The following is a 21,806-nucleotide window of genomic DNA, read 5'->3' as shown; positions in this document are numbered from 1 at the left end:
TGCAAAAGCTGGAATGGGTCATGTCCGGCGGCATAGACGCAGGGCCTCATGCAGGTGAAAGTTATTGTGCCCGCAGGTAGCGCAGCAAGGTGTCGAGGGCAACCGAGTTGGGTCGCGAACGCAGGGTCAACACGCCGAGGTTGGCCATCGCCAGTGGGAGTTCAACCGGCAGGATGACGACCATGCCATAGCGGGCATAGTGCCGGGCCACGTCATTGGGCACCACCGCAATCATCTCGGACGCTTCGAGCATGGCCGTGGTCGCCAGGATCGAGGCGGTTTCGACGATATCCAGTGACTGCACCATGCCCCCGGCCTGCAACGCGCTTTCGACACGGCGGCGCATCGGGCTGCCGATGGGGTGCAGAATCCAGGTCAAGCGCACCAAGTCGGCCAGTTGCAGCCCGGCGACGGTGGCCAAAGGGTGGCCTGCCCGGGCAATCACGCGCATTTGCTCACCGCCTTCGAACAGCTCGATGTTCAGCTCCTGGCTGTCGCTCTGGTCCGGCAGGCGCCCCACCACCATGTCGAAGTCACCACGTAGCAAGGCGGGCAGCAAGGTATCACTGGTGCCCACTTCCAGGGCGATGCGCACTTTAGGGTGGTCGCGTTTGTAGGCCAGCACCGCCTGGGTCAGCACGCCTGGTACCGGGCCCATGACGCTGCCCACCCGCACCAGGCCCAAAGCCCCGCGCGCCAGTTCGGCAATTTGCGCCTGGGCATGCTCGAACTCATGCAATGCGTTCTGCGCATAGCGGATCATCACCTCGCCATACAGCGTTGCTTGCATACCCCGGGGCAGGCGCTCGAACAAGCGCACACCCAAGCGCTCCTCAAGCTGCTGCAACAGCAGGCTGGCCGCCGGTTGCGTGGTGTGCATCGCCGCGGCCGCACGGCGCAGGTTGCCGAATTCGCCCAGGGCATTGAGCAGTGTGATTTGCCGGCTGGAAATCTTCAGTGCGCCGAGGCTGGCAGGCGCCTGGGTGTTGTCGGTTGGCAAGCGAGGCATATCGAATCCGATATCGCTGGTTAAGATATGGCGATTATGCCTGTATCGCTCGGCAACCTACAGTCAGCGCTCCCAGTGCTTGAACAGAACAAGAGCCGACCATGAGCATACGTATTACCCACCTGAGCGTTCGTGACATCCGTTTCCCCACTTCGCTGTCGCTGGATGGCTCCGACGCCATGAACAGTGCCCCTGACTACTCGGCGGCCTACGTGGTGCTGCACACCGACGCAGCAGCCCTTGAAGGCCACGGCCTGACTTTCACCATCGGCCGTGGTAACGAGATCTGCGCGGCGGCAGTGCAGTCGCTGGCCCCACTGATCGTCGGTCTTACCCTCGAAGAAATCACCGCCGACATGGGCGCGTTCTGGCATCGTTTCACCGTCAGCGATAGCCAGCTGCGTTGGCTGGGCCCGGAAAAGGGCGTGATCCACCTGGCCACTGCCGCCATCGTCAATGCGGTGTGGGACCTGTGGGCCAAGCACCAGGGCAAGCCTGTATGGAAGCTGCTGGCCGACATGACGCCCGAGCAGTTGGTGCGCTGCCTGGACTTCAGCTACGTCACCGACGTGCTCACGCCCGAAGAGGCCATTGCCCTGCTGCGCCGCCAGGCGCCGGGCAAAGCCCAGCGCGAGGCGCAGATGCTGCGAGAAGGCTACCCCGGTTACACCACGGCACCGGGCTGGCTGGGATACAGCGAAGAGAAAATGCGCACGCTGGCCCGCGAGGCCGTGGCCGACGGCTGGACCCATATCAAGCAGAAAATTGGTGCCGACCTGGAAGAAGACATTCGCCGTGCCAGCATCCTGCGCGAGGAAATCGGCTGGGAGCGCACCCTGATGATGGATGCCAACCAGGTATGGGGTGTCGAGGAGTCGGTTGCCAACATGCGCCGCCTGGCCGCCTTCGAACCGCTGTGGATCGAAGAACCGACCAGCCCCGACGACATTCTCGGCCACGCCACCATTCGCCAGCGCATCGCGCCAATTGGTGTCGCCACCGGTGAACACTGCCACAATCGGGTGATGTTCAAGCAGATGTTCCAGGCCGGTGCGCTGGACTTCTGCCAGCTGGACGCAGCCCGCCTGGGAGGCCTGAACGAGGTATTGATCGTGCTGCTGATGGCGGCCAAGTACGACGTGCCGGTGTGCCCGCACGGCGGTGGCGTCGGGCTGTGCGAATATGTGCAGAACATCGCCCTGTTCGACTACATCGCGGTGTCGGCTTCGCTGCACAACCGGGTACTGGAGTATGTCGACCACCTGCACGAGCACTTCATCGACCCGGTGGTGATCCGCCGCGGGCGCTACATGCCGCCGCAACGCCCGGGCTACAGCATCGAAATGCACGCGCAAACCCTGGAGCGCTACCAGTACCCCAACGGCGCAGTGTGGCAAGACATCAACCGTTCCTGACCCACAGACCTGGGCGTGCCGCCGCTGCGCGGCACGCCACCAGCACTTTTCACGGGGAAAAAAACAATGACAACCCTCACCAGCGCAGCGGCTTCGGCCCCTGCCGCCACCGCCGAGCAGCGCCTGAACGGCCTGCTGCTGCGCAAACTGATGCCACTGCTCATCGTCGTCTACGTGATGAGTTTTCTTGACCGCACCAATATCGCCCTGGCGAAAGCCAGCATGGGCATCGACCTGGGCCTTTCGGCAGCAGCCTATGGCCTGGGCGCCGGCTTGTTCTTCCTCACCTATGCCTTGGCCGAAGTACCCAGCAACCTGATCATGCACCGGGTGGGCGCGCGCTTCTGGATCACCCGCATCATGATTACCTGGGGCCTGCTCTCGGCGGGCATGGCCTTCGTCCAGGGTGAAACCTCGTTCTACATCATGCGCCTGTTACTGGGGGTAGCCGAAGCCGGCCTGTTCCCCGGCGTCATGTTGTACCTGACTTACTGGTTCGACCGCGAACAACGCGCCCGCGCCACGGGGTACTTCCTGCTGGGCGTGTGCCTGGCCAACATCCTCAGCGGCCCGCTGGGCGGTGCCCTGCTGGAAATGGATGGTGTGCTGGGCTGGCACGGCTGGCAGTGGCTGTTCGTGCTCGAAGGCCTGCCTGCCGTCGCCTTGGCCTTCGTGGTGTGGAAAAAGTTGCCGGACGGCCCGGCCTCGGCGCCCTGGCTGTCGGCCGCCGACGCGCAGGATATCGAACGCCGCCTGGCTGCCGAACGGGCTGCCGCGCCACAGCAGAGCAAGCTGGGGCAGATGTTCCGCGACCGGCAGATCTGGCTGGCGATCGTGGTGTATTTCGTGCACCAAATCACCATCTACACGGTGATCTTCTTCCTGCCGGGCATCATCGGCACTTACGCTGCGCTATCGCCCTTCCAGGTCGGCCTGCTGACTGCAGTGCCATGGATTGCCGCCGCCATTGGCGCCGCCACCTTACCACGCCTGGCAACTTCCCCACGCCGCTGCCGCACCTTGTTGTTCTTCGGCCTGTTGACCATGGCGGCCGGGTTGCTGCTGGCGTCGCTGAGCAACTCCTTCATCGGCCTGATCGGGTTTTCCCTGACAGCGCTGATGCTGTTCGTGGTGCAGTCGATCATCTTCGTCTTCCCATCCAGCCGCCTGAGCGGCAGCGCACTGGCGGCGGGCCTGGCCTTCGTCACCACCTGCGGCCTGTTGGGTGGCTTCGTCGGGCCGTCAGTGATGGGATTGATCGAGCAGACCACCGGTAGCACCCGCAATGGTTTATGGGTCATTGCAGCGTTGCTGGTAGTTGCGGCACTGGTCAGTACCCGTTTGCGCCAAGGGCAGGAACAAGCGCCTCGCTGATGCTCAGCGTTTGCCGGCGATGGGCTGCCATTGCAGCCCCAGCCATTTAGCGGGTAACGCCGGCAGGATGCCCACAGCGTGGTTCCAGGGCCTGTGCCAGGCGGCCGACAGCCTGTTGCAGTTCATCCAGGTGGCCCCCCAGCCACATCAACGCCAGGTATTGCCGGTAGCGCCCCTGCAGGCCGAACTGCTCGCCCGCCAGCACATGCAGCGCAGAGCCGGCCAACGCGGCATTGATACCTTCCCACATCAGCGGTTGACGAAAGCGCACCCACAGCATTTGCCCGCCTTGCGGCATTTCCAGCACCACCCGCTGGCCGAATTGCAACGCCAGCACATGCGCCAGGCACTGCGTGCGCCGTTGCAGGTCTGTGCGTAGCTGTACCCATTGCGTCTCGATTTGCCCCTTGCCCAGCATGTACGCAAGCGCTTGCAAGCGCAGCGGCGCGAGCCGAAACGCTCGCTCGGCAAACGCCTTGGCCAGCATCGCATCGCGGCCCAGGACATACGCATAAGGCGCTTCAGCCCCCACCGCAGCTTCGAACGTGCCCATCACCAGCAACCAACGCGGGTCGACCCAATCGCGCAGGCGTTTACGCGGCGGCCGGCTGTAACAGAGTTCGCTGTCCAGGTCGTTTTCCAGCAGCCATACGGGGTGTTGGCCGAGCAACAGGCCAAGCTGTTGCTGGTAGTACGGTGAAATCAGCCGGCCTTGTGGCATGCCCAGGCACGATGGCATGACCAGCATGTTCACCGGCTCGCTCCCCAGCAATTTGGCCAAAGCGTGCAGGTCTGGGTTGCCCCGGGCATCCGCGGGCACCTCCAGCACACGCATGCCAGCACGCACCAAGGCGTGCAGCACTTGCCAGCAACAGGGCGAATGCACCAGCACGGTCCCTCCTTGCAAGGCCAGCGCCGCGAGCAGCGTCTCCAGCAACGCCAGCACATCAGGGGCCAGTTGCACGTCATCGGCACGCCAGTACTGGCTGGAGGATCGGGTGTATTGCTCAGCCACGGCATTGCGCAAACGGCTACTGCCAAGGGCTTCGCGGGGCGCTGCGCTGCGGTCACGCTGACGCGCCAAACGCCGCTCGTGGCCAAGCAGAATGCGCTCCAACAGCGGCTGTGCTGGCAAGGGAGGCTGCCGGGGCATTGCCACAACCGGCTGTTTGCCAGCGTGTTGCACGTAATAGCCCGACCTCGGTCGGCAGTGCACGCGCCCCTCCTCTTCCAGCAGGCTGTAGGCGCTTTGCACCGTAGCCAAAGACACCCGCAGGCGTCGGGAGAGTGCACGCAATGACGGTAACCGGTGGAGGTCATCGCTGACAGCCTGGTCGATCAACGCTTCCAGGTAGCGATACACCTTACGATACGCGAACTCGCCGGCGGTCACTCGCCCCATCAAGGCAACCCCACAAAATCACGCCGCCGCCCCAACGCCTGGTGCGGCAACAACCTCAGGTGCACATCGCGGTGGGCCAGGTTGTCAAGCAGGCGCCAGGCGGCCAGTGGCAACTGCCCGGCATAAATCATCCGCAGTCGCGCCAACGGCAGACCACTGGTGTTCACCAACCAGGCTTTCACCGCATCGGGGCAGGGCTTACCTTGCAAGGCCCTATGCAGGTACGGCAATGCCACCAGCATGTCGGCATGTCGATACTGCAAGAACCGCTCGAGGTTTTTCCCCTGCCTGGCGAAAGGGCTGAACAGCAAGCACACCAGCTGGGTCTGATTGATGCCGTAGGCTTTGCCGAGTTGCAACTGATGAGCGTCGCGTTGCTTGCTGCCGCCAACCTGCCCTGTCAGCCGCAATGCCGGGCGACTGGCCTGTGGCTCCAAGGTGCGCGCATGCAGTTCGTGCAGCTGCGCCGTGGCAAGCGAGTTGACGAATTCCGCCAGTGGCAACGCATCCGAGGCGGTCTCGAAACCACACCCCAGCATGGCATCAAGCTGTTGCTCTTCAAGCAAGTGTGGCAGCAAGTCGTCCAGGGCGATCAGCCGCACCGTCGCCCCTTCCGGTGCCGCACCCAATGTCGGCTCCACCAGGCCACCCTGGGCGCCACTGACAGTGCAGTGCAACCGGCCCAGGCCATGGGCCAGCGCCGCCAGGCACTGGTGCACCCCATACGGACCACGCTCACCGGCCAGGCGCAGGGTCCGCCGGGCCCACGCCAGGTATCGGCGCCGCTGAAACGCGGGTATGACCGTGACCAAAGCATCGGCAGGCGCCTCTGCCTGCAGCGCAAAAGCCACCGCCCCCGCCAATTCCAGGTGCAGGCGGCTACCTAGCAGGGCTTCAGGCCTGGCATCGACCAGGTGGCCGAACATCAACATGGCGTCCCTGGCTTGTAGCCAGCGTTCGGGGGCTGCCGAGGGTGGACGGCTGAATGGCACCACCGTGCCCCCCTCGATCATCTGCAAATCCACCCGCGGGTCATCCTGCATGAACAACGCACTGAAACTGCGCTCATTCGCTTCCAGCGTGGTGCTACCGGCTACCGGTAGGCTGACTGCCAACACCCGCAACTGGAAGGTTGCCGGCGCACGTAGGGCAATACTCAGTTGCGCGGCACGCAGCATGGCAAGCAGCCGGAGACTTTGGCGATCGCTGCCTTGCAGTATCTGCAGACGGAAGCTTCCGATGTACTCGGGCCCACCTGCAGCAACCAGTAGCCGTTGTATCAGCAACTGCAGGGAAGCACGCTGTGCCTGGGACATGTGGCTCAGCAAGCGTTCGAGTACTTGCTGGTAAATATAGTGCATCGCCTGGTCGTGAATAGCGGTCACGAATCACCTCATCAACTTCATGCAGCCAGCGCACGCCGAGCCAAACACCTTAACTCCAACATGCGAAGCGCTTATCCGGAAGAAATTTCCTACAATCAAATGAAAGTAATGACGTAACCCTTCACTGTCGCCAAGCCATCGAGAAGAACCCGTCACTGCGATGACCCGCCGCTGCCACACTCTGCCCTACCCCAGGCATAGCCATGCTCATTCCACGCTCCTTGCGCAAACTATCAATGGGGCATTATCGAGAGGGATGCCGCGTAAATTAAAGATACAGTTCTCGGTAAAAAAACCATTCAGGAAAGCTGAGAGATTACATTGACCCCGAAGGCAAAACAGTTCAAGCCTCAACACTTGGCAGAATATTTACGACGCCCCGGAAGCCGTGGATTAGTATGTAGTCTCTATCGCATTAGATTGTAGGAGTATTCCTACATTAAACACTTGAAACACTTTGCCGCGCGCACAAAAAACCCGGGACTGTGCCCGGGTTTCCCGATAACGCCTGTAACCGTCAGTGTTGTGCCATGTCCAGCACCACACGCCCGCCACACGGGCATTGGTCCATGTAGCGATGCGCTTCCACCACCTGCTCGAACGGGTAGACCTTGATGATCTGCGGTGTCAGCAGCTGGTCGGCGGTGAACTGGTTGATGTCGCGCAAGGCGCGCTGCAGCGCCACCTGGTCCTGGCTGATGCCAAGTTCTGGCTTGCCGGTGAAATTGCCGATGCAGTGCACATAGAACTGAATGTTCTTCTGGAATGCCGCGCAGGCCGGGAACGGCGTCTGGTTGCCGCCTTGCAGGCCATACAGCACCAGGCTGCCACGCGGTGCCAGCACATCGCCCAGCAGCGACATCTGCGGCCCGCCCATGCCATCGAGGACCATGTCCACGCCACGGCCATCGGTGTATTTGCCAATCTGCAGCAGCAGGTCCTGCTCTTCGGTGACGATCACCTTGTCGGCGCCCAAGCCCAGCAGGTATTCACGCTGCTCCGCCTCCTTGGTGGCGGCGAACACTTTCAGCCCCAGGGCCTTGCCTAGTTGCACGAACGCAGGGCCGGCGCAATGGCTGGCATCGGTAACCAACGCAGTCTGCCCAGCCTTGGCCCGCGCCAGGTCGACATAAGCGAAATAGGCGATCAACAGCGGCGTGTAGTGCACACTGGCCTCGATCGGCGTGAGCACATCCGGGTAGCGGGTAATGGCGGTACGCGGCAACACGATGACATCGCCGTACACGGGGTGGTCGTTGGCACTGGTGGCCGGGAAGCTGGCAACCCGATCACCGACGGCAATGTCTTCGACCCCTTCACCGACCGCAGTCACCACCCCGGCCATTTCGTGGCCGATCCCCGCTGGCAGGCGCGCTTGGGAGGGTGCCAGGTTCTGGCGCCAAAGCACGTCATACCAGCTGACGCCCACCGCCTCGACGCGGATCTGTACCTCGTCGACAGCGGGTGACGGTTCGGCCTGCTCCTCGCAACGGAGCACATCGGCAGCGCCGAACTTGTGGAAACGGATCATGCGGGACATCGCATACCTCGCCTTTGTGAACCTCTAATTACCACTGACTTTATCCGGGCTTTGCCGGTTAGACCATCAGTGGTCATTAATAGTCGACATGCTTGTCATCGATTGGGCACCTGACTTTCCCTGCAATTGGTCCCCCTAAACCCGTGCAGGGTAACAGCCTTTGGCCTTAAGATTCACCCCTGCCCCACTTTAGGCGAAGCGCACCGATGAATCGAAACGACCTGCGTCGCGTAGACCTCAACCTGCTGATCGTGTTCGAAACGCTGATGCACGAACGCAGCGTGACCCGTGCCGCGGAAAAACTGTTCCTTGGCCAACCGGCCATCAGCGCGGCCTTGTCGCGCCTGCGCAACCTGTTCGACGACCCACTGTTCGTGCGCACCGGCCGCAGCATGGAGCCGTCGGCACGGGCACACGAGATCTTCGCCCTGCTGTCGCCGGCGCTGGATTCGATTTCCACGGCGGTCAGCCGCGCCGCCGAATTCGACCCGGCCACCAGCAACGCGGTGTTCCGCATCGGCCTGTCGGACGACGCCGAGTTCGCCTTGCTGCCGCAATTGCTCAAGCGTATTCGCGCCGAAGCCCCTGGGATCGTGCTGGTGGTGCGGCGGGTCAACTACCTGCTGATGCCAACGTTGCTGGCCTCGGGCGAGATTTCGGTGGGTGTCAGCTACACCAGCGAACTGCCGGCCAATGCCAAGCGCAAGGTCCTGCGCCGTAGCATGCCGAAACTGCTGAGGGCCGACAGCGTGCCTGGCAGCATTACCCTGGACGACTTCTGCGCCCGGCCGCATGCGCTGGTGTCGTTTGCCGGGGACCTGTCCGGCTTCATCGATGAAGCCCTGGAAGAACTGGGCCGCAAACGCCATGTCGTGCTTGCGGTACCGCAGTTCAACGGCCTGGGGAGTTTGCTGGCGGGTACCGATATCGTGGCCACGGTGCCGGACTACACGGCGGATGCACTGACTGCTGCCGGTGGCTTGCGGGCCGAGGACTTGCCAATACCCGTGCGCAGTTTCGAACTGCACATGGCCTGGCGCGGGGCGCAGGACAACGACCCTGCGGAGCGGTGGTTGCGCTCGCGGATACAGATGTTCTTCGGCGACTCTGACAGTCTTTAGGGGCTTGGCGCATGCTTGTTAGCTGATCATTTCTGCGTTTTTCTAGCTTCGAATAACCATTTACTTCCAGCAAATTGCTACATTTGGGGCATATTTGAGGGCATGCTTTGGGTGGTTTGAAAAGGATGCCCCCAACCGAAGATGCCCAGCGCTTTCGGGGATCCCGATAGCTTGTGACTGCGGGAAGACAGTCTCGAACTCAGGCTGACTTGGTTGGCAACTTCGTCCCCCACCGAGCTTCCCGCCGCAGCACTGCCCCCCACCGTAATTTGAAGTACCTTTCGACGGTCCCGTACTAGCACCTGGAGATATCAGGTCGCTCATGAGGGTCCGCTACCGACTCTGAGATATCTTTCGTGGAAAGCAGCCATCGGCCCAGATCTGACGTTCAACACTGATAGCTGTTGCAATCACCCGATCATTCTTCCCCGAGTGTGTTGGGCCCGCCCCTTGAGTGAGGCATTTTGTTGCCCATTCATCTGCTCGAGCGCACCGAGATGAATTAGGTAGTTTCCAAAGAGTACGGCCCGGAAAAACTGGACTCTATCGGAGAGGTTCCTATGTCTATCGACTCGAGTTTTCAAGATCAACCGCAAGGCTCAGATCCATCGATGCCTGGTCCTGATGTGAATAATCCTACCCTGAACCCCGATGACCCTAAGAAGTACGATCCGCTAAGGAAACCAAGCATGGATCGTCCAGAGGATTGGGAGGACCAAGAACGGTTGCCTCCGGAAGCGGATGAACAGACGCCACTTTCTGATGACCGCCGTTGAGCTGAAAAGCCCGGCTTCGGCCGGGCTGCAACACCACCCTTCTACTCCAGGCATTACTGACGCCTCGCATGTTTACGGTGGTAGGTTGCATGCTGCTGGCCATGGAGCGAATCGGCACCGACCTGCAAGCACCATTCGGGCGTAGCCAACACAGCATTCGTATCGATGACCCCTGCCGAAATATCGAAAAGAATCTTCAGTCGATGTTCAACTCTCGGGAGCGTGGGGCCTTGTCATTGACGCCAAGCCTGGCTACCGAAAGGCACCGCTCTGCCACGTGAGACACGGCCAACGGCTTGACGTTTGCAAGCTCGCTCAAGATAGTAACCAGAGACTGCGGCTAGCCACATAAGCAGCCGGGCTAGGAGGACAACACCATGGCTGATCAGATAGCCCGACTGGACGCTGAGATCGCCTTTCTGGATCAGATTGCTGCTGAATTGGAGCGCCAGGTGGGACCTAGCCCTGTCACGCGCCCCCTGGTCATCGCATGGTTGAGCGAATGGTTGAGGGTGGAGGGCGTATCGAAACCCGGCTTGCCTCACCTGCCTCACTCTCTCAAAGCGGCTTATGCCGCGTGGACGCATCAGGCCGTGGATCGCTGAACGGAAACTGCAACCCACGGTTTCCAGAGATGTTTTAAGCAATCCGTTGTTTAGGCTGGTGACGCTCGGTTGCGAGGCCCCTCGCCCGGCCAACGCCCCAGGCCAAGGCACGCGTCATCGATTCTCCGGGGCGCGTGTCGAAGGCTTCTTCGTGCAGTGCCATACCGGTGCCGGCATACACGCCTAGGAACAGCTGCGTGTCACCTGTGCGCGAAAGGCGCACTTGGACATCCATCGTGGTGCCGTCATTCAGGGTCTCATCGTGCGTCCTGTGATGTAGCGCCGGGTCTGCCCATTTCCAGAAAACATCACCGCGTATCCGCATGCCGCCCTCCTACGACTTTAGTCTTATATATGGGGTTTCTGAACCTTAGCGCAGCGGAGCAGAAGAGACAGCCCCGCCGAGCGGATTATGGATACATACTGTGACGGGATGTGACGTGGGAGGCCTTCCAAATGCGTCAACGGAATTCAGGATGTCCCAGAATTCTAAAGGCCCTTTGAAGATTGCTTCTCAGCGCTGATCTGCACCAGCGGCCCATGGTCATGAATGCACAATGAGATTGAAGGCGAGCCCGATCCAGCACGACTTGCCGTCCGCGCTTCTTCATCACGACTCTCCAGCCAGTGCCCGCATCTGCGATAGCTACCCTGTCGCTCGGAAGCTGGAACTCCAGCACTCCCACTTGACTGTGCACTGAGATGTGCCGAGAGCGAAGTGCTTCAAAGGCATAACGCAGTAAATGTCGTATAACATTGCGATCACTCGCTGAGCCTGCATCCTTTTCGATGGCCAGGCAGGCCGCAGCGAGCACCTCAGCCACCAACTGCTCGGCTTGATCCATGTTTTGATTTGGCATGTCGTCCTCGACCTGACCGACAAAAAAATACCTTGCGTGGCTGGCATCAGCATAGCGAGGGTCCCACGCCCGCAATCAGCGGGGAGGTTGGCTTCCCGGAATTTCCAGGCGTGCTACGCCCCTGATTCAGGGTCGCTCGCCGGAACTCCAGGGGAACGCTGGCTTTCCTTGTCATCGCCAAGATCGGGATTGATACCCGGATCATGAGGTATGGGAGCCCCATCCTTTAGTTGACTATCCTGGCGCACATCCCGCTTACTACTCGCACCGTTAGGGTTTGGGTGTTCACTGGATACTGAGTTGTTTGTATCCAAATCATCCATCTCTTCTTCTACGGGGGACTCATCATCAGGCGGCAATGAGACCTCAACCTCTTTGGTCCCGTGACGCTGCGATGTTTCATCACCGTGTTTATCGCAGATGACCTGCTGCGATACCTTACCGGGAGCATTTTCATCAATGACCATGTTCTTTCTCCGTTCAGAGGCAGATGGTATCTGCACCTAAACTTGAGAAGCGGGCGATGCTTGAGAGTGCCTGCAGCTAGACGAGTGGCGTAGCAGCCTGTCGAAGCCGGACCTTCGGTTGAACGCCGTTCCTCAGAAAAGGGCGTCGGTTCATCCACTTCGACAGGTAAGCGCTCTTGATCCTCCCAATACCCTTGATCGCGATCGGCCTGACCGTGACAACCGGCCTTTCTGCATCAGAACCTTCCGTCGCTCTGCGGGCACCCTTCGGTAACTAGCAGGCCGAACACAGGGTGAACAACCAGAGAGGGAGCTTCACCATGAAAGCAGAGAAACCGTACGCGTTGCTGCTCGCAATGTGCTTGGGTTGCGCGGCGCCACTTACCCTGGCCGCCACAGACCTGAACGATCAGCGCGCCCCGGGCACGCAAACGCACAGCAATGGGCAAATGAACGGCCAAGGCGGAGCGACAGGCTCAGGAACACCAGCCGATGGCATGGGCACGGGTAACGGCGGTACCCATGACAATGGAACGGACAACACGGGCGGTGACGGCACCGACACTGACTCGGGCTCCGGCGATAATAGGGGGGATGGTAGCGGTGCAGGTCCGGCGAGTGGTAGTGGTGGCTCAACCGGTAGTAGATCAGGTTCAGGATCGGGCAGCTAGGTGGAATGGCCAAATGGCGGAGGATCTCCCGTTCATGGCCCGGCGTTTCAGTTTCGCCATTGATCAAGCAACACACTCAGGAGTAAATGCCATGCCACGCGGTGACAAGGACAAATATACGGACAAGCAGAAACGCAAGGCCGAGCACATCGAGCAATCGTACGAGGACAAGGGCGTGGGCAAGGACGAAGCCAAAGCGCGCGCCTGGGCCACCGTGAACAAGCAATCCGGTGGTGGTGAAAAGCCCGGAGGCTCGGGGAGCAGGACTCCGTCACGCGAGAAAAAGACCGCACGCACGGATTCAGCCAAACGCGCCGCCGAGTCTCGCCAAGGGCATTCACGCACTTCGCGCGCATCGCTGGGATCGCAAAGCAAGCAAAGCCTTATGAAGGAGGCGCGCAGCAAAGATATCAAGGGGCGCTCGAGCATGAACAAGGCCCAGTTGGTTGAAGCCCTGCGAAAACAGGGGTAATCGGAGAAGTTCGGCATAGCGTGAGGCTCATTCGCCTTACACTCAACGCCATTGCGTCAGCAACATGCCCCGAATACCGCAGACCGGGTCTTGTTCAGGACGCGGCACCTGAGCGATGCGCGCGAGATTGCGCGGGTGTGCTGCTCTGTCGGGCCGCTGAATGTCGTAGTCTTCCTGCCCGTGAGGATAGCCGCCGACCACCAGGAAGTTATCGCTGCACATGATGCAGCGATGGCCCGTACCTGCTGGCAGCACCAGCACATCCCCCCGCTCCACGCTTACGCTCTGCCCATATTCCCCGCCAAGCGTCAATCGGGCCCGCCCACGGGCAATGCCGAGCACCTCATGAGCGTTAGGGTGAAAGTGGTGATAGTCGAAAATCCCTGAGCGCCAGAGCGGGGTCCATTGGTGAGCCGCAAACATCGCTTCAAATGCGCTGGCACTATCCCCCGACGGATCAAGCTTCAACCGGTAGAGCAGTACGGGAAAACGGCTGTTCGGCGTCGCGCCGTCGTCTTCGAAATACAAGGTCTGCACGCTGGCATCTTGTGTATTCATGAGCGTCATGATGTGCACCCTGAGTGGTTATCGGTCCACCTTCGAACCCGTCGGCGGTTGCCTGGTTCCAGCCGGCAGACGGGTGCACATACCGTTGAAACTTTCCCGGCACGTGCCAAGTCCAGACGCCTATCGATAACAGAACGGGAGCAGGCAATGACCGGCACGGTAGGCGACTTTCTGGTAGAGCGTTTGTATCAATGGGGCGTACGGCGCATCTTCGGTTACCCTGGCGACGGCATCAATGGTGTATTCGGCGCGCTGAGCCGGGCCAAAGGCAAGATAGAGTTCATCCAGGCCCGCCATGAGGAGATGGCCGCCTTCATGGCCAGCGCCCATGCCAAGTTCACCGGCGAGCTCGGTGTGTGCATGGCCACCTCCGGCCCGGGCGCCTCGCACTTGCTTACCGGCCTGTACGATGCGCGCATGGACCACCAGCCGGTGCTGGCCATCGTCGGTCAACAGGCCCGTGCGGCACTGGGTGGGCACTACCAGCAGGAACTGGACCTGCTGTCGATGTTCAAGGACGTCGCCGGTGCGTTCGTCCAGCAGGCATCGACGCCGGAGCAGGTACGCCATCTGCTCGACCGTGCGGTGCGCACCGCCGTCGGCGAACGCCGCGTCACCGCCATCATCCTGCCCAACGACCTGCAGGACCTACCCTACAACGAACCACTCAGGGCCCACGGTACGGTGCATTCCGGCATAGGCTTCAGCAAGCCCAGGGTGCTGCCCTTCGAGGAGGACTTGCAGCGCGCGGCCGAAGTACTGAACGCCGGTCGCAAGGTGGCGATACTGGTGGGTGCCGGCGCGCTGCAGGCGACAGAGCAGGTCATTGCAATTGCCGAAACACTCGGCGCCGGGGTGGCCAAAGCGCTGCTGGGTAAGGCGGTGCTGCCGGACGACCTCCCATGGGTCACTGGGTCGATCGGCCTGCTCGGCACAGAGCCCAGTTATCATCTGATGAGCGAATGCGACACCCTGCTGATGATCGGCTCCGGCTTTCCCTATTCCGAGTTTCTACCCAAGGAAGGCCAGGCACGAGGCGTGCAGATTGACCTGCAACCCGACATGCTAAGCCTGCGCTACCCGATGGAGGTCAACCTCGTCGGCGACGCCAGCGAAACATTGCACGCACTGTTGCCGTTACTTGACCACAAGACCGACCGACGCTGGCGCGACAAAGTAGAAACCTGGCGTGCGCAGTGGGACAAGACCGTGGCCAAGCGCGCCTTGGTCAAGGCGGACCCGATCAACCCACAACGCGTGGTCCATGAGCTGTCCCCTCGCCTGCCCGACCACGCCATCATCACCAGCGACTCCGGTTCCTGTGCCAACTGGTTTGCCCGCGACCTGCAGATTCGCCAAGGTATGCAGTGTTCGCTGTCCGGCGGCCTGGCTTGCATGGGCGCCGCCGTGCCCTATGCGATTGCAGCCAAATTCGCTTACCCGCAACGGGCTGTGCTTGCTTTGGTGGGCGATGGGGCGATGCAGATGAACAACCTCGCCGAACTGATCACTGTGGCCAAATACTGGCAGCAATGGGACAACCCACAATGGATCTGTGCCGTGTTCAACAATGAGGACCTCAACCAGGTGACGTGGGAGCAACGGGTCATGGAGGGCGACCCCAAGTTCGAAGCTTCGCAGTCGATCCCTGACGTACCCTACCATTTGTTTGCCATTTCCATTGGCCTGCAAGGTATCTACGTAGATCGCGAAGAGGACGTTGCCGCTGCGTGGGAGCGTGCGCTGGCTGCCAATCGGCCAGTACTGATCGAGTTCAAGACCGACCCGAACGTGCCGCCCCTGCCACCCCACATCAAGCTGGAACAGGCAAAGAAGTTTGCCAGCAGCTTGCTTAAGGGCGACCCCGACCAGGCGGGCATCATCATGCAAACAGCCAAACAGGTGCTCGGCTCGGTGCTGCCTGGCAAGAAGTGACAGGCACCTCGGCGAGCCGGCTGAACGTTTGATCAGCCGGCCCGGTCGCAAAACACAGACGCAGCAGACTGCGCGAACCCTGACCGTGAGGACCTGACATGAGCGCGATCGCTTACAACGGGGCTGCACAGCACCCCATCTGCCTGACCCTCAATGGTCAGCCCCGAACCCTGCAGGTGCATCCCTGGGTCACCTTGCTCGACCTGCTGCGTGAGCAACTGGACCTGGTCGGCACCAAGAAAGGTTGCGACCATGGCCAGTGCGGCGCCTGCACGGTGCTGCGCGATGGCAAGCGCATCAATGCCTGCCTGACCTTGGCCATCATGTGCGACGGGGCCGACCTGGTGACCATCGAAGGGCTGGCCAGCGGCGACGTTTTGCACCCCATGCAGCGCGCCTTCATCACCCACGATGCGTTCCAGTGCGGCTACTGCACCCCGGGGCAGATCTGCTCTGCGGTGGGGCTGGTTCACGAGGGACGTGCCGACACCCGCGAGGCCATTCGCGAGCAGATGAGCGGCAATCTTTGCCGCTGTGGTGCCTACGGCAACATTGTCGCAGCGGTGGAAGAAGCATTACCGTTGATGACCGACGGGGCCCAGCCGCAACGAGGGCAGAAACCATGACGCCCTTCAGCTACCACAAGCCCGCCTCGGTCAGCGAAGCGGTGAACCTGGCTGACGCCTGCTCGCACTTCATCGCCGGGGGCACCAACCTGGTCGACCTGATGAAGGAAAACGTGGTGCGCCCCGAGCGCCTGATCGACATCTCCGGCCTTGGGCTGAACGGTATTGACTGCACCTCCGGCGGCGGCGTACTGATCGGTGCACGGGTGAGCAATGCAGACCTGGCCTGGCACCCGATGATCGAGCAGCATTATCCACTGCTGTCAGACGCGATCCTGGCCGGGGCATCGCCGCAGTTGAGGAACATGGCCAGTGCCGGTGGCAACTTGCTGCAACGTACCCGCTGCCACTACTTCTACGACACCGGCACCCCGTGCAACAAGCGCGAACCGGGCAGCGGATGCCCTGCGCGGACAGGCATGAACCGCATCCATGCAATTCTCGGAGCCAGCGACGCCTGTGTCGCGATCCATCCCTCGGACATGTGCGTGGCATTGGCAGCGCTCGAAGCTATGGTCCACGTACAGGGGCCGTCCGGCGAACGGCAGATACCTTTCGCGGATTTCCATCGCCTGCCCGGGGACACCCCCGAGCGCGACAATCAACTGGCATTCGATGAGCTGGTAACAGGCATCGAACTGCCGCCCCCGCTGTTCGAACACCGTTACCGTTATCTGAAAATACGCGACCGCGCCTCCTACGCGTTCGCGCTGGTGTCAGTCGCTGCAGCCTTGAACTTCGATGGCGATGTGATCCAGCAGGCGCGCCTGGCGCTGGGCGGCGTAGCCCACAAGCCGTGGCGGGATTCGGTTGTGGAGCGCATGCTGGCCGGCCAGGTGCCTTCTGAAGCGCTCTTCACCCGCGCTGCACAAACGTTGCTGCAAGGTGCACAACCCCTGAGCCACAACGGCTTCAAGGTAACGCTCGCTCAGCGAGCAATCGTGCGGGCATTGGATGACGCGGCGCGCGGTGTCGCTAACGAGGGGGCACGCCCATGATCAAAAGAACACCAGTAGTCGGCACGCCCCTGGACCGCGTGGACGGTGTGGCGAAAGTCACCGGGCAGGCCCGCTATGCGGGCGAATATCCCCAGGCGGGCCTGCTACACGGCAGCGTCGTGTCCAGTACCATTGCCCGCGGTCGGGTACTCGACATCGACAGTACGCAGGCCATGTGCGTGCCCGGGGTAATCGCCGTGCTCGACCATGGCCATCGTCCGCCTATATCCAGTTATGACGGTGACTATAGCGATGCCGACTCTGCCGAGGGCGCGCCGTTTAGGCCCTTGTTCAATGATCGAGTGCTCTACAGTGGGCAACCGTTGGCGCTGGTGATCGCCGAAACCCTCGAACTGGCTCGCTATGCAGGCTCGCTGATCAAAATCAAATATGCCGAGGAGGCTCACCAGACAGACCTGGGCGCATGCCAACAATCGCATGCCGCACCCGCCCAAACACCGGCGCCGCGTGGCGACTTCACCGGGCAGTTTGCCGAGGCGCCGGTACAGGTGGATGCCACGTACCTGACGGCCAACGAGCACCACAACCCGATGGAACCCCATGCGTCGACGGTGCACTACAAAGCCGACGGAGCCCTGGAAATCCACGACAAGACCCAAGGCACGCAGAACTGCCAGGACTACCTGCACAAGGTGTTCGGCCTGCCCAAGGCAAACATTCGTGTGCGTGCGGCATTCGTCGGCGGCGCCTTCGGCTCAGGCTTGCGCCCGCAGTACCAGTTGCCGCTGGCAGTGATGGCGGCGTTGCATCTGAAGCGCTCGGTGCGCGTGACCCTGACCCGTCAGCAGATGTTCACCTTTGGTTACCGGCCCCGCACCGAGCAACGCTTGCGCCTGGGCGCAGACGCAAACGGGCGCTTGCTGGCGGTCGCTCACGATGCGCTTGGCCAGACCTCCCGCTTTGAGGACTTCACCGAGCATCTGGTGGAATGGAGCGGCATGCTTTACCAGTGCGACAACGTGGCGCTCAGTTATCGCTTGGCCTCGCTCGATGTGTACACCCCGCTGGACATGCGGGCGCCTGGAGCCGCGTCCGGGATGATTGCACTGGAATGCGCGATGGATGAGCTCGCCTGTGCAACGCAAGTCGACCCGGTAGACCTGCGCCTGCGCAACTTCGCCGCCCACAACGCCAACGAGGGCAAGCCTTACTCCAGCAAGGAGTTACTGGCGTGCTATCAGCAAGGTGCCGAACGCTTTGGCTGGCATGGCCGCAATCCGCAACCGCGCAGCATGCGCAGTGGCCACAGGTTAATCGGCTGGGGAATGGCTGGCGGTGTCTGGGAAGCCATGCAGATGAAGGCCAGCGCCAAAGCGCGCATCGATGCCCGGGGCCACCTTACCGTCAGCAGTGCAACCACCGATATCGGGACCGGCACCTATACCGTCATGACTCAGATCGCCGCCGACGCAGCTGGCGTCAAGGTGCAGGATGTCACCTTCATGCTGGGTGACTCCTTACTGCCCAACGCCCCGCTTCAGGGCGGATCGTTCACGGTGTCGTCGGTGGGCTCGGCCGTGCGCCAAGCCTGCCATGTACTGCGCACCCAGGTGCTGGAACATGCGCGTAACATGTACCCCCAGGTGGCCAACACACCCCGGCAGCAGATCGTTTTCACCGATGGCTACCTGCACGCGGGCAGCCATCGCTGGGCTTTGGCGGACATCGTGGCGAGTGCCCCCAACGGTAAGTTCGAAGTGCAGATCGACGCCGAGCCCAGCGCCAGGCGCCAGCCGTTCTCCACCGCCACCCATTCGGCGGTATTCGTGGAAGTCCACGTCGACGAGGACCTTGGCACGATCAATGTAACCCGGGTGGTCAGCGCTGTGGCGGCGGGACGTGTGATCAACCCTAAAACCGCACGCAGCCAGATCCTGGGGGGCGTAGTTTGGGGGGTGGGCATGGCCCTGCACGAAGCAGCGTTGACCGACCATCGGCTAGGCCGCATCGTCAATCACAATCTTGCGGAGTACCACATACCGGTCAATGCAGACTGCGGGGATATCGAAGTGATCTTCGTTGAGGAGCACGACGACATTGTCAATGAACTGGGCTCCAAGGGCGTGGGCGAAATCGGCGTTGTCGGAGTGGCCGCGGCGGTGGCCAACGCGGTCTACCATGCCACGGGCAAGCGTGTAAGGGAGTTTCCGATCACGCTCGACAAAGTGCTGTGATATGGCGTGGGATGATCAGGCGCAGCGTTTCAGGATGCTCTTGATCGGGCGCCTTACTCGGCGCTTCGACACATCCCTCGCCTTGATCCAGCGGCAAGCCTCGATCTCATTTCGAGGGCGTGGCTTATCGTCTGCCTTTCGGGCTTCGAACAGATAATGGATGACCTTGTCCTCCCGGTACATCGTGAGGTAACGAAGCTCGTCGAATGCGAGGCCAGTTTCCTCGGCCATCTCCCGCATAGCCGCCTCAAGCGGCGTTTCGTTTCGCTCGACACGTCCACCCGGCAGGTTCCACTTGGCGTTGCGCTTGCGAACGAACAAAACCTCTCCATCCTTGCGGTAGATGATGGTGGCGCGCAGCTTGATGCCTTTGCGTTTCGCTGTTGCAGTGTCCATTGCCTTCATGCGCTGCCTTTGAAGTTGGCTGGATGGATCCGGCAGGTTTCTTGCCGAGAGTGAATCATCCGTGTGTCCGTTAGATGACCGGTATGACGGTGGCAACGTTCAAGTTATCGACGCCGAAGTGTGTAGAGCCGCTCGTATTTACTTGGCTGTGCTTGGCTTACCCGCCCATCGTACTGAATGACAGGCGGTTAATGGCTTACCTATTCGGCTCAGTGGCAAAGCTTTTTGCCCGTCCTACCCCCCAAGCCAGAGCCCGCGTCATTGATTCGCCCGGCATGGCATCGAATGCCTCTTCGTGAAGGGGCATCCCACTGACGGCATAAACCCCGATAAACACCTGCGTGGCTCCGGTTCGGGACAACCTGGTCTGGACTTCTATGGCGGTTCCGTCGTTCAGCGTTTCATCATGACCACGGTGGGGAAGCGCAGGGTCAGCCCACGCCCAAAAAACATCACCACGTATTCGCATGCCACCCACCCTATGTCTTTGGTATTGGTTAGGAATCAGCCGACGGCGAGGAACGGTTGGAGCCCGCGATCGGTTGCTTCCCGCTGCAAGGTTTTCGCAAGAGCGGGTAATAGGGGGTGTCCATCGACACGTCCAGGAAGCCCCAAACTGATTGTTCAGATACCACGGTGATCTGAATGGTTCAGCCCATTTTCGGGTCTGCAGCAAATCATTACCGCCAGATGTGTTGGTCTGAACTTTACTGTCCGCCATGGCTTCCCCTGCATACCGATCACGAAAATACGCGGCTGCAGGAGCTGACATTCATGAGAGCACTGACCTACCACGGAGCACACGACGTCAGGGTCGATAACGTTCCTGATCCCATCATCGAGCAAGAAGACGACATCATCCTCAGGGTCACCGCCACAGCCATTTGCGGCTCCGATTTGCACCTCTATCGAGGCAAGATTCCAGAAACCGAAGCGGGCGATATCTTTGGCCATGAGTTCATGGGTATCGTGGAAGACACCGGGAGTGCCGTCACCAATCTCCAGATCGGCGACCGCGTGGTGATTCCCTTCGTGATCGCTTGCGGCCACTGCTTTTTCTGTCAGCGTGATCTGTTCGCTGCTTGCGAAACCACCAACACGGGTCGTGGTTCGCTCATCAACAAAATGGGCATTCCCCCAGGCGCAGCGCTGTTCGGGTACAGCCATCTTTATGGCGGTATTCCTGGTGGCCAGGCCGACTACGTAAGGGTTCCCAAGGGTAACGTGGGCCCGTTCAAAGTGCCCACCGCCCTGGCCGATGACAAGGTGCTGTTCCTCTCGGACATACTGCCGACCGCTTGGCAGGCAGTCATCAACGCCGAGATTGGCCCAGGTTCAACGTTGGCAGTCTACGGCGCAGGGCCAGTAGGCTTGCTGAGTGCCGCCTGTGCGCGAATGCTCGGCGCGCAGACCATTTTCATGGTCGATGACAGCGATTACCGCCTGGCGTATGCCCAGCAAGCTTACGGTGTTGTGCCCATCAACTTCGAGCGGGACGATGATCCCGCAGACAGCATCATCCGTCAGACGCCAGGCATGCGCGGCGTCGACGCGGTGATCGATGCAGTCGGTTTCGAGGCCAAGGGCAGCACTGCCGAAACGGTGATGACGGCCCTGAAGATTGAAGGCAGCAGTGGCAAAGTATTGCGCCAGAGCATTGCTGCCGTGCGGCGTGGCGGCATCGTGAGTGTCCCCGGTGTGTACGCGGGCTTCATCCACGCCTTCATGTACGGCGATGCTTTCGACAAGGGCCTTACCTTCAAGATGGGCCAGACCCATGTCCAGAAATACCTACCTGAACTGCTGGAACACATCGAAGCAGGACGTCTGCAACCGGAATTGATCGTCACTCACCGCCTGGCCCTCGAAGAAGCAGCCATGGGCTACAAGATGTTCGATCAGAAGCAGGACAACTGCCGCAAGGTCATCCTCGTGCCAGGCGCTGCACCCGGCACCCTGGGCCCCGACTACGTCTAGAGGAAG

21 protein-coding genes and 1 pseudogene are annotated in these 21,806 nt (G+C 61.0%); 12 read left to right on the top strand and 10 right to left on the bottom strand.

The genetic code is table 11. From position 1 onward, the window contains the following. Positions 1-61 precede the first annotated feature (61 nt). A complete protein-coding gene (locus ACNFBR_RS17345; protein WP_416736051.1) occupies positions 62-1,009 on the bottom strand; it encodes a LysR family transcriptional regulator in 948 nt (315 codons plus the stop codon). Positions 1,010-1,110: 101 nt separating this feature from the next. Between ACNFBR_RS17345 and ACNFBR_RS17340 the strand changes: the two genes are divergently transcribed. Both ACNFBR_RS17340 and ACNFBR_RS17335 read left to right on the top strand, forming a co-directional pair. After that, a complete protein-coding gene (locus ACNFBR_RS17340; RefSeq protein ID WP_416736050.1) occupies positions 1,111-2,424 on the top strand; it encodes an L-fuconate dehydratase in 1,314 nt (437 codons plus the stop codon). Between the two features lie 66 nt (positions 2,425-2,490). Next, positions 2,491-3,798, top strand: a complete 1,308-nt coding sequence (locus ACNFBR_RS17335; RefSeq protein WP_416736049.1) for an MFS transporter — start codon at positions 2,491-2,493, stop codon at positions 3,796-3,798. A 46-nt stretch (positions 3,799-3,844) separates the two neighbouring features. Here ACNFBR_RS17335 and ACNFBR_RS17330 read toward each other — a convergent pair whose 3' ends face one another. From ACNFBR_RS17330 to ACNFBR_RS17320, 3 genes are all read right to left on the bottom strand, one after another. Next, positions 3,845-5,200: an aminotransferase class I/II-fold pyridoxal phosphate-dependent enzyme gene (locus ACNFBR_RS17330; RefSeq protein ID WP_416736048.1), complete on the bottom strand. Its 1,356-nt coding sequence runs from the start codon at positions 5,198-5,200 to the stop codon at positions 3,845-3,847. Beyond that, on the bottom strand, positions 5,200-6,585 hold the full coding sequence (locus ACNFBR_RS17325; RefSeq protein WP_416736047.1) for a hypothetical protein: 1,386 nt from the start codon (positions 6,583-6,585) through the stop codon (positions 5,200-5,202). The genes ACNFBR_RS17330 and ACNFBR_RS17325 overlap by 1 nt, the downstream gene beginning before the upstream one ends. Positions 6,586-7,102: 517 nt before the next feature. Next, on the bottom strand, positions 7,103-8,125 hold the full coding sequence (locus tag ACNFBR_RS17320; protein ID WP_416736046.1) for a zinc-dependent alcohol dehydrogenase family protein: 1,023 nt from the start codon (positions 8,123-8,125) through the stop codon (positions 7,103-7,105). A 206-nt stretch (positions 8,126-8,331) separates the two neighbouring features. On the opposite strand from ACNFBR_RS17320, the gene ACNFBR_RS17315 reads away from it, so the two are divergent. The 4 genes and pseudogenes from ACNFBR_RS17315 (at position 8,332) to ACNFBR_RS17300 (ending at position 10,627) form a co-directional block, all read left to right on the top strand. Then, complete coding sequence (locus ACNFBR_RS17315; protein ID WP_416736045.1) at positions 8,332-9,246, top strand: LysR family transcriptional regulator; 915 nt, start codon at positions 8,332-8,334, stop codon at positions 9,244-9,246. 560 nt (positions 9,247-9,806) lie between these two features. After that, positions 9,807-10,022 carry a hypothetical protein gene (locus ACNFBR_RS17310; RefSeq protein WP_416736044.1) on the top strand — a complete coding sequence of 72 codons (216 nt, stop codon included), beginning with the start codon at positions 9,807-9,809 and terminating at the stop codon, positions 10,020-10,022. A 59-nt stretch (positions 10,023-10,081) separates the two neighbouring features. Beyond that, a pseudogene (locus ACNFBR_RS17305) lies at positions 10,082-10,303 on the top strand (effector protein); the annotation flags it as partial. 96 nt (positions 10,304-10,399) lie between these two features. Further along, positions 10,400-10,627, top strand: a complete 228-nt coding sequence (locus ACNFBR_RS17300) for a hypothetical protein (RefSeq protein WP_416736043.1) — start codon at positions 10,400-10,402, stop codon at positions 10,625-10,627. Positions 10,628-10,661: 34 nt separating this feature from the next. Here ACNFBR_RS17300 and ACNFBR_RS17295 read toward each other — a convergent pair whose 3' ends face one another. From ACNFBR_RS17295 to ACNFBR_RS17285, 3 genes are all read right to left on the bottom strand, one after another. Beyond that, positions 10,662-10,952, bottom strand: coding sequence for a hypothetical protein (locus tag ACNFBR_RS17295; protein ID WP_416736042.1), 291 nt, complete (start codon positions 10,950-10,952; stop codon positions 10,662-10,664). A 136-nt stretch (positions 10,953-11,088) separates the two neighbouring features. Then, a complete protein-coding gene (locus ACNFBR_RS17290) occupies positions 11,089-11,487 on the bottom strand; it encodes a hypothetical protein (protein WP_416736041.1) in 399 nt (132 codons plus the stop codon). Between the two features lie 113 nt (positions 11,488-11,600). Continuing rightward, positions 11,601-11,954 (bottom strand): hypothetical protein, encoded by a 354-nt coding sequence (locus ACNFBR_RS17285; protein WP_416736040.1) that lies wholly within the window; start codon positions 11,952-11,954, stop codon positions 11,601-11,603. A 762-nt stretch (positions 11,955-12,716) separates the two neighbouring features. Here ACNFBR_RS17285 and ACNFBR_RS17280 point away from each other — a divergent pair. Beyond that, complete coding sequence (locus ACNFBR_RS17280; protein WP_416736039.1) at positions 12,717-13,097, top strand: termination factor Rho; 381 nt, start codon at positions 12,717-12,719, stop codon at positions 13,095-13,097. Between the two features lie 42 nt (positions 13,098-13,139). Here ACNFBR_RS17280 and ACNFBR_RS17275 read toward each other — a convergent pair whose 3' ends face one another. Beyond that, positions 13,140-13,664, bottom strand: a complete 525-nt coding sequence (locus ACNFBR_RS17275) for a cupin domain-containing protein (RefSeq protein ID WP_416736038.1) — start codon at positions 13,662-13,664, stop codon at positions 13,140-13,142. A gap of 147 nt (positions 13,665-13,811) precedes the next feature. Between ACNFBR_RS17275 and ACNFBR_RS17270 the strand changes: the two genes are divergently transcribed. From ACNFBR_RS17270 to ACNFBR_RS17255, 4 genes are all read left to right on the top strand, one after another. Then, positions 13,812-15,599, top strand: coding sequence for a thiamine pyrophosphate-requiring protein (locus ACNFBR_RS17270; RefSeq protein ID WP_416736037.1), 1,788 nt, complete (start codon positions 13,812-13,814; stop codon positions 15,597-15,599). A gap of 98 nt (positions 15,600-15,697) precedes the next feature. Further along, positions 15,698-16,225, top strand: coding sequence for a (2Fe-2S)-binding protein (locus ACNFBR_RS17265; protein WP_416736036.1), 528 nt, complete (start codon positions 15,698-15,700; stop codon positions 16,223-16,225). Next, positions 16,222-17,223, top strand: a complete 1,002-nt coding sequence (locus tag ACNFBR_RS17260; RefSeq protein ID WP_416736035.1) for an FAD binding domain-containing protein — start codon at positions 16,222-16,224, stop codon at positions 17,221-17,223. The genes ACNFBR_RS17265 and ACNFBR_RS17260 overlap by 4 nt, the downstream gene beginning before the upstream one ends. Beyond that, entirely contained in the window at positions 17,220-19,418 is a 2,199-nt protein-coding gene (locus ACNFBR_RS17255; RefSeq protein WP_416736034.1) for a xanthine dehydrogenase family protein molybdopterin-binding subunit, read from the top strand. Before ACNFBR_RS17260 ends, ACNFBR_RS17255 begins: the two co-directional genes overlap by 4 nt. Positions 19,419-19,433: 15 nt before the next feature. On the opposite strand, the gene ACNFBR_RS17250 is transcribed toward ACNFBR_RS17255, so the two are convergent. Continuing rightward, positions 19,434-19,823: an NUDIX hydrolase gene (locus ACNFBR_RS17250; RefSeq protein WP_403001116.1), complete on the bottom strand. Its 390-nt coding sequence runs from the start codon at positions 19,821-19,823 to the stop codon at positions 19,434-19,436. Positions 19,824-20,019: 196 nt separating this feature from the next. Beyond that, the gene (locus tag ACNFBR_RS17245; RefSeq protein ID WP_416736033.1) at positions 20,020-20,292 is read right to left on the bottom strand and encodes a hypothetical protein; all 273 of its coding nucleotides are present in this window, start codon (positions 20,290-20,292) and stop codon (positions 20,020-20,022) included. A gap of 305 nt (positions 20,293-20,597) precedes the next feature. Here ACNFBR_RS17245 and ACNFBR_RS17240 point away from each other — a divergent pair, with 305 nt between their 5' ends. Continuing rightward, positions 20,598-21,800 carry a zinc-dependent alcohol dehydrogenase gene (locus ACNFBR_RS17240; RefSeq protein ID WP_416736063.1) on the top strand — a complete coding sequence of 401 codons (1,203 nt, stop codon included), beginning with the start codon at positions 20,598-20,600 and terminating at the stop codon, positions 21,798-21,800. Positions 21,801-21,806: the final 6 nt, after the last annotated feature.

The sequence above is a fragment of the Pseudomonas sp. NY11955 genome, from assembly GCF_048068035.1.
In the GTDB taxonomy this organism is placed as follows: Bacteria; Pseudomonadota; Gammaproteobacteria; order Pseudomonadales; family Pseudomonadaceae; genus Aquipseudomonas.
This window is presented reverse-complemented; position numbering and strand designations above follow the sequence as displayed.